This window comes from Rahnella sp. CJA17(1/100) (genome assembly GCF_963881615.1).
In the GTDB taxonomy this organism is placed as follows: Bacteria; Pseudomonadota; Gammaproteobacteria; order Enterobacterales; family Enterobacteriaceae; genus Rahnella; species Rahnella aceris.
The window spans coordinates 167,944-175,677 of record NZ_CAWOJA010000003.1; the positions used below are offsets into that span (position 1 = coordinate 167,944).

Below are 7,734 nucleotides of genomic sequence, written 5' to 3' on the forward strand. Positions count from 1 at the left end.
ATTAGCCTTAAGCGAAGTTGCGTGCGTTATGCAACGCCCGCAGACAACAAATTGAGTTTCCAACGGTAGGAGTTATCATGAAAGTAGCAAAAGACCTGGTCGTCAGCGTGGCATATCAGGTACGTACAGAAGACGGTGTGTTGGTTGATGAATCTCCGGTGAGCGCACCGTTGGATTACCTGCACGGCCATGGTTCCCTGATCTCCGGTCTGGAAACTGCACTTGATGGTCATGCAATTGGTGACGTATTTGACGTGCATGTTGGCGCGAACGATGCTTACGGCAACTACGACGACAACCTGGTTCAGCGCGTGCCTAAAGACGTGTTCATGGGTGTTGATGAGCTGGAAGTCGGTATGCGTTTCCTGGCTGATACCGATCAGGGCCCGGTTCCTGTCGAAATCACTGAAGTTGATGGCGACCACGTTGTGGTTGATGGCAACCACATGCTGGCTGGCCAGAACCTGAACTTCCACGTTGAAGTGGTGGCAATCCGTGAAGCGACCGAAGAAGAACTGGCTCATGGCCACGTTCACGGCGAACACGGCCATGATCACGACCATGAACACGGTGACGGTTGCTGCGGTGGTCACGGCCACGACCATGATCACGACCACGGTCATGATCACGGCAAAAAAGGCGGTTGCGGCGGTAACGGCGGCTGCGGTTGTCATTAATCGCCCGCACAGTGATATAACAGTGATATAAACGAAAGGCGCCGCAAGGGCGCCTTTTTGTTGCGTCGCAATCCGTATCAATAATGCGGTGGCGGCGTTTCTTCCGACTGATCGGCAATCATTGATGGCTGGCTGGCACGCAGTTTGTCTGTCAGCAGGCGCAGGTGATCGTGCAGTCTGCTCATTTCCAACTGATGCTGTGTGACAATCATGTTCAGCTCTTCAATGGTAATTTCCTGAAAAGCCAGTTTGTTTTCCAGCATCTCCAGACGTTGTTCAATGGTATTTGAGTTCATCATCATTACCTCACTGTATGGCTCGTGTTGATCATGTTGTGCACTGACCTGAACCTCATCCTGTATTGTAGACCGGCGATTCTACCCGTAAAGCCGCAGGATTACCTGACCTCCCTGACGCTTTATCCGTATATCCCGATCGTGTGACGAAACTTATTGATGTAAAAAAGGTCGGAATAAGACGCTAATGGCGTGTATAGAGATTGTTTTGTCGTGAGACGGACAGTTATAGTAACCGCCGAACTTTCGTAATTATTACCAGAGGTCACAGATTTCTGGTCCTGGAGAAATGGATGAAATCACTGTTTAAAGTAACTCTGCTGGCAACCACCATGGCTATCGCCCTGAATGCCACTCAGGTTATGGCTGCTGAAGCCACAGCACCGGCCGCTGCTGCAACTGCGCCAGCCGCTGCCCCTGCTGCAACTGCTCCGGCAGCAACAGATACGGCCAAATTCAAAAGTGATGATGAGCAGGCTGCGTATGCTCTGGGTGCATCGCTGGGTCGCTACATGGACAACTCCCTGAAAGAGCAAGAAAAGCTGGGCATCAAACTGGATAAAGACCAGTTGATCGCCGGTGTTCAGGACGCGTTCGCGAACAAAAGCAAACTGTCTGATCAGGAAATCGAGCAGACTCTGCAAACCTTCGAAGGCCGTGTGAAAGCATCAGCACAGGCTAAGATGGAGCAGGACGCGAAAGCTAACGCTGACAAAGGCGACAAATTCCGTGCTGATTTCGCCAAAGAAAAAGGCGTGAAGAAAACTGAGTCAGGTCTGTTGTATCAGGTTGAAAAACCAGGTGCTGGCGCAGCGCCTAAAGACAGCGATACCGTTGTCGTTAACTACAAAGGTACCCTGACCGACGGTACAGAGTTTGATAATTCTTATACCCGCGGTGAGCCGCTGTCCTTCCGTCTTGACGGTGTAATTCCTGGCTGGACTGAAGGCCTGAAACACATCAAGAAAGGCGGCAAAATCAAGCTGGTCATCCCACCGGCACTGGCTTACGGTAAAACTGGCGTTCCGGGGATCCCGGCTAACTCCACTCTGGTGTTCGATGTTGAACTGCTGGATGTGAAAGCGGCACCTAAGGCTGACCCGAAAGCAGCTGAAAAACCTGCTGAAGCAGCACCAAAAGCAAACTAAGTTGCTGCTGAGCTGTTGCAGAAAACCGTCGCTAAATGCGGCGGTTTTTTTTCGCCTCTCACTTTTCTTGCCGCCCGTCCTTCATTTTATTGAGGTTACTCTATGATGATAACTTGACGCTTTTGTTTCCCCGGCATAACGTCACAGATCCATATAATCGTAAGGCCGTTTTTTCTGTGTCTTTGATACAGTAACGACCGTGGAATGATGAATAATGCGTCCTGACTCCCGTTGGAAGGCGCGATAGAGAGGGTGGTAGCTTCGATGTCTAATTCGCTTATAACTGGCGAAACCGGTGAACTGGATTTGCTGGACCAACGTCCGTTCAGCCAGGTCGATCATGAGATTTTGTCTTCATACGAGGCCGTGGTGGACGGGCTTGCGATGCTGATCGGTGAGCATTGCGAAATTGTTCTGCATTCACTGGAAGACCTGAAATGTTCAGCGGTCCGTATTGCTAATGGTGAGCATACTGGTCGTAAAATCGGCTCGCCAATTACGGATTTAGCGCTGCGCATGTTGCATGACATGACCGGTGCGGACAGTAATGTGTCCAAAGCTTATTTCACCCGCGCGAAAAGTGGTGTGTTGATGAAGTCAGTCACCATCGCTATTCGCAACCGTGAGCAACGCGTGATTGGCTTGCTGTGCATCAACATGAATCTTGACGTACCTTTCTCGCAAATCATTCAGACCTTTATGCCGCCTGAGACGCAGGAAGTGGCATCGTCCGTTAACTTCGCGTCATCCGTAGACGATCTGGTGGCTCAGACGCTGGAATTCACCATTGAAGAAGTCAACGCTGACCGCAACGTATCTAACAATGCGAAGAACCGTCAGGTGGTTCTGAATCTTTATGAAAAGGGTATTTTTGATATCAAAGACGCGATTAATCAGGTTGCGGATCGCCTCAACATTTCTAAGCACACGGTCTACCTGTATATCCGCCAGTTTAAAAGCGGTGATCTGGTGGGGAACGAACGTTGAAACTGCGTTACTGCCTGCTGGTCACCGGCCCTGCATACGGCACTCAGCAAGCCAGTGCCGCGTATCAGTTTGCACTGGCGCTGATCGCCAGCGGTCATCATCTCGACAGCGTGTTTTTTTATCGTGAAGGTGTGCTCAATGGTAATTTGCTTTCCGCGCCGGCATCCGATGAATTCGATTTAGTCCGATCCTGGCAGCGCATGGCGGCAGATTACCAGGTGGCACTCAATGTGTGCGTCGCTGCCGCATTACGTCGCGGTGTGATAGATGAAACAGAAGCCCATAATCAGGGGCACGGGCAGACTAACTTGCAGCCGGGTTTTACCCTGACCGGACTGGGCAGTCTGGCTGAAGCTTCGTTGACCTGCGATCGTTTGGTGCAGTTCTGATGTGTGAATGCAGGGAGCAATAATGAAGAAGATCGCGTTTGTATTCACCCAGGGTCCGCACGGAACGTCTGCAGGACGGGAAGGGCTGGATGCGTTGCTGGCAACGTCAGCGCTGACCGAAGATATTGGTGTATTTTTCATTGCTGATGGTGTTTTCCAGTTAATGCCAGCGCAGCAGCCGGAAAAAATTTTGGCGCGTAATTATATTGCCACGTTCGGTGTGTTATCTCTTTACGATGTCGATCAGTGTTTCGTTTGTGAAGAGTCATTAAAGACACGGGGCCTGTCGGCTGGCCATGAATGGGTTCTGGATGTTGAGCCGTTGCCCGTGACTGAAATTCGCCAGCGGCTGGCCGAATATGATGTGGTAATGACGTTTTAAATCAGGAAACTCCATGCTTTTTACTCTTGCCAATTCCCCGCAACATTGTGATTTTTCATTGCTTATTCACATGATCGCCCAGGACGATGCGCTTCTGCTGATGCAGGATGGCGTGCTGGCTGCACTTGATGGCAGTGAGGCATGCAACCTGATGAGTCAGCATGTGCAGTCCATTTATGTTTTAAGTGAAGATTTGGCGGCTCGTGGTCTGGTTGGTCAAATTTCACACAGAATCACATTGATCGACTATACTGGTTTCGTCGCGCTGACTGAGAAACATGCCCAGCAAACAGCATGGTGAAACAACGATGTGCTGTATATTTCTTGACACCCTCTTAGGTCAGCCCTAAAATTCTGCGTCCCCATATTAGCTAATGCTTTTTATGGGGAGATTTATCACGCGTTTACAAAGTAGTTTATGAACCAAAATCCAGGAGCTTTTTAATGGCAACAATTAATCAGCTGGTACGCAAACCACGCTCTACGAAGGTTGCTAAAAGCAACGTTCCAGCGCTGGAAGCTTGCCCGCAGAAACGTGGCGTATGTACTCGTGTATATACCACCACTCCTAAAAAACCAAACTCCGCACTGCGTAAAGTCTGCCGTGTGCGTTTGACTAACGGTTTTGAAGTTACCTCCTACATCGGCGGTGAAGGTCACAACCTGCAGGAACACTCCGTGATCCTGATCCGTGGCGGTCGTGTAAAAGACTTGCCAGGTGTGCGTTATCACACCGTCCGTGGCGCACTGGACTGTTCAGGCGTTAAGGATCGTAAGCAATCTCGTTCTAAATACGGCGTTAAAAAGCCGAAGTCTTAATGGTTCTCCGTTAAGTAAGGCCAAACATTTTCACTTTACTGTCAAAATAAACTCTTAGAGTTTTGGACAATCCTGAATTAACAACGGAGTATTTCCATGCCACGTCGTCGCGTCATTGGTCAACGTAAAATCCTGCCAGATCCTAAGTTCGGATCCGAACTGCTGGCAAAATTCGTCAACATTCTGATGGTAGATGGTAAAAAATCTACTGCAGAAGCAATCGTCTACACTGCTCTTGAGACCCTGGCTCAACGTAGCGGTAAAGGCCACCTGGAAGCTTTCGAAGTCGCACTGGACAACGTTCGTCCGACTGTCGAAGTTAAGTCCCGCCGCGTAGGTGGTTCTACTTATCAGGTTCCAGTTGAAGTCCGTCCGGTTCGTCGTAATGCTCTGGCAATGCGTTGGATCGTTGAAGCTGCTCGTAAACGCGGTGATAAATCCATGGCTCTCCGCCTGGCGAACGAACTTTCTGATGCTGCAGAGAACAAAGGTACTGCAGTTAAGAAACGTGAAGACGTTCACCGTATGGCTGAAGCCAACAAGGCGTTCGCCCACTACCGCTGGTAATCACTTAGCAGTAGTTATGCTAACCAAGCGGGCGCTTCAAGAAGCCAACCCGCTTGGGTTAACTGAACTTGAACGTCCTAGTTATAGAGGAATCAAATGGCTCGTAAAACACCCATTGAGCGCTACCGTAACATTGGTATCAGTGCTCACATCGACGCCGGTAAGACAACCACTACCGAACGTGTTCTGTTCTACACCGGTGTAAACCACAAAATCGGTGAAGTTCATGATGGCGCAGCCACCATGGACTGGATGGAGCAGGAACAGGAACGTGGTATTACCATCACGTCCGCTGCCACCACCTGTTTCTGGTCTGGTATGGCTAAGCAGTTCGAACCACACCACATCAACATCATTGACACCCCAGGGCACGTTGACTTCACCATCGAAGTAGAACGTTCCATGCGTGTTCTTGATGGCGCGGTAATGGTTTACTGTGCTGTTGGCGGTGTTCAGCCACAGTCTGAGACCGTATGGCGTCAGGCAAACAAATATAAAGTTCCTCGTATCGCGTTCGTTAACAAAATGGACCGTATGGGTGCTAACTTCCTGAAAGTTGTTGACCAGATTGAAAAACGTCTGGGCGCAACTCCGGTGCCACTGCAACTGGCAATCGGCGCGGAAGAGAAATTCACCGGTGTTGTTGACCTGGTGAAGATGAAAGCTATCAACTGGAACGAAGCTGATCAGGGCGTTACCTTCGAATACGAAGAAATCCCTGCCAACATGCAAGAACTGGCTGAAGAATGGCGTCAGAAACTGGTTGAAGCCGCTGCTGAAGGCTCTGATGAGCTGATGGAGAAATTCTTTGGTGGCGAAGAGCTGACTGAAGAAGAGATCAAAACTTCTCTGCGTAAGCGCGTTCTGAACAACGAAATCATCCTGGTTACCTGTGGTTCTGCGTTTAAAAACAAAGGCGTACAGGCAATGCTGGATGCTGTTGTTGAGTATCTGCCAGCACCAACTGACGTTGAAGCTATCAACGGCCTGTTGGACGACGGTAAAGACACTCCGGCAGTTCGCCATTCTGACGATTCAGAGCCGTTCTCTGCTCTGGCGTTCAAAATCGCTACTGACCCATTCGTGGGTAACTTGACGTTCTTCCGTGTTTATTCCGGTCTCGTCAACTCAGGTGACACTGTATTTAACCCAGTGAAATCTCAGCGTGAACGTCTGGGTCGTATCGTTCAGATGCACGCTAACAAGCGTGAAGAAATCAAAGAAGTTCGTGCGGGCGATATCGCTGCTGCGATCGGTCTGAAAGACGTGACTACAGGTGATACCCTGTGTGATCCGGATAACGTGATTATCCTGGAACGCATGGAATTCCCTGAGCCGGTAATCTCCGTTGCGGTAGAACCAAAAACCAAAGCTGACCAGGAAAAAATGGGTCTGGCTCTGGGCCGTCTGGCAAAAGAAGACCCATCATTCCGCGTTTGGACTGATGAAGAGTCTGGCCAGACAATCATCGCAGGTATGGGTGAACTTCACCTGGATATCCTGGTTGACCGTATGCGTCGTGAATTTAACGTTGAAGCTAACGTCGGTAAGCCGCAGGTTGCATACCGTGAAGCTATCCGCGCTAAAGTTACCGATGTTGAAGGTAAACACGCTAAGCAGTCTGGTGGTCGCGGTCAGTATGGTCACGTTGTGATCGACATGTACCCATTAGAACCTGGCACAAATCCGAAAGGGTATGAGTTTGTCAACGAAATCAAAGGTGGTGTAATTCCTGGTGAATTCATCGGCGCGATTGACAAAGGCATCCAGGAACAGCTGAAGTCTGGTCCACTGGCCGGTTACCCGGTAGTCGATCTGGGCGTGCGTCTGCACTTCGGTTCTTACCATGACGTTGACTCCTCCGAGCTGGCGTTTAAACTGGCCGCTTCTATTGCCTTTAAAGATGGCTTTAAGAAAGCGAAACCAGTCCTGCTTGAGCCGATCATGAAGGTTGAAGTAGAGACTCCGGAAGAGAACACTGGTGACGTCATCGGTGACCTTAGCCGCCGTCGTGGTATGCTGAAAGGCCAAGAATCTAACGCTACTGGCGTTGTGATTCATGCTGAAGTTCCGCTTTCCGAAATGTTCGGTTATGCAACTCAGCTGCGTTCACTGACCAAAGGCCGTGCATCTTACTCCATGGAATTCCTGAAGTACGATGATGCGCCGAATAACGTGGCCCTGGCCGTTATTGAAGCTCGTGGCAAATAAGCCACTGGTTTAAACACAATGATCCCGTGCTCTCTCTTTGAAGGGAGAGCACAAGAGTAAGGAATATAGCCGTGTCTAAAGAAAAATTTGAACGTAACAAACCGCACGTTAACGTTGGTACTATCGGCCACGTTGACCACGGTAAAACTACCCTGACTGCAGCAATCACTACCGTTCTGGCTAAAACCTACGGCGGTTCTGCACGCGCATTCGACCAGATCGATAACGCACCAGAAGAAAAAGCTCGTGGTATCACCA

11 protein-coding genes are annotated in these 7,734 nt (G+C 49.9%); 10 read left to right on the forward strand and 1 reads right to left on the reverse strand.

From position 1 onward, the window contains the following. Nucleotides 1-77 precede the first annotated feature (77 nt). The gene (slyD, locus tag AACU55_RS02450; protein WP_134706587.1) at nucleotides 78-677 is read left to right on the forward strand and encodes a peptidylprolyl isomerase; all 600 of its coding nucleotides are present in this window, start codon (nucleotides 78-80) and stop codon (nucleotides 675-677) included. 77 nt (nucleotides 678-754) lie between these two features. Here slyD and AACU55_RS02455 read toward each other — a convergent pair whose 3' ends face one another. Then, on the reverse strand, nucleotides 755-973 hold the full coding sequence (locus AACU55_RS02455) for a protein SlyX (protein ID WP_014411533.1): 219 nt from the start codon (nucleotides 971-973) through the stop codon (nucleotides 755-757). A 293-nt stretch (nucleotides 974-1,266) separates the two neighbouring features. On the opposite strand from AACU55_RS02455, the gene fkpA reads away from it, so the two are divergent. The 9 genes from fkpA to AACU55_RS02500 all read left to right on the forward strand — a co-directional run. Further along, a complete protein-coding gene (gene fkpA, locus AACU55_RS02460; RefSeq protein ID WP_037033606.1) occupies nucleotides 1,267-2,121 on the forward strand; it encodes an FKBP-type peptidyl-prolyl cis-trans isomerase in 855 nt (284 codons plus the stop codon). Nucleotides 2,122-2,385: 264 nt separating this feature from the next. Beyond that, nucleotides 2,386-3,108 (forward strand): helix-turn-helix transcriptional regulator, encoded by a 723-nt coding sequence (locus AACU55_RS02465; RefSeq protein ID WP_013573664.1) that lies wholly within the window; start codon nucleotides 2,386-2,388, stop codon nucleotides 3,106-3,108. Further along, nucleotides 3,105-3,497 carry a sulfurtransferase complex subunit TusD gene (gene tusD / locus AACU55_RS02470; protein WP_013573665.1) on the forward strand — a complete coding sequence of 131 codons (393 nt, stop codon included), beginning with the start codon at nucleotides 3,105-3,107 and terminating at the stop codon, nucleotides 3,495-3,497. The genes AACU55_RS02465 and tusD overlap by 4 nt, the downstream gene beginning before the upstream one ends. A 22-nt stretch (nucleotides 3,498-3,519) precedes the next feature. Next, nucleotides 3,520-3,879, forward strand: a complete 360-nt coding sequence (gene tusC / locus AACU55_RS02475) for a sulfurtransferase complex subunit TusC (protein WP_013573666.1) — start codon at nucleotides 3,520-3,522, stop codon at nucleotides 3,877-3,879. A gap of 13 nt (nucleotides 3,880-3,892) precedes the next feature. After that, complete coding sequence (gene tusB / locus AACU55_RS02480) at nucleotides 3,893-4,180, forward strand: sulfurtransferase complex subunit TusB (protein WP_037033604.1); 288 nt, start codon at nucleotides 3,893-3,895, stop codon at nucleotides 4,178-4,180. A 143-nt stretch (nucleotides 4,181-4,323) separates the two neighbouring features. Continuing rightward, nucleotides 4,324-4,698, forward strand: a complete 375-nt coding sequence (rpsL, locus tag AACU55_RS02485) for a 30S ribosomal protein S12 (RefSeq protein WP_013573668.1) — start codon at nucleotides 4,324-4,326, stop codon at nucleotides 4,696-4,698. 96 nt (nucleotides 4,699-4,794) lie between these two features. Further along, nucleotides 4,795-5,265 (forward strand): 30S ribosomal protein S7, encoded by a 471-nt coding sequence (gene rpsG / locus AACU55_RS02490; protein WP_005969574.1) that lies wholly within the window; start codon nucleotides 4,795-4,797, stop codon nucleotides 5,263-5,265. A 96-nt stretch (nucleotides 5,266-5,361) separates the two neighbouring features. Then, nucleotides 5,362-7,476: an elongation factor G gene (fusA, locus tag AACU55_RS02495; protein WP_013573669.1), complete on the forward strand. Its 2,115-nt coding sequence runs from the start codon at nucleotides 5,362-5,364 to the stop codon at nucleotides 7,474-7,476. A gap of 71 nt (nucleotides 7,477-7,547) precedes the next feature. Then, nucleotides 7,548-7,734 (forward strand): GTP-binding protein (locus AACU55_RS02500; protein ID WP_238483025.1); only part of this gene is annotated, 187 nt, incomplete at its 3' end.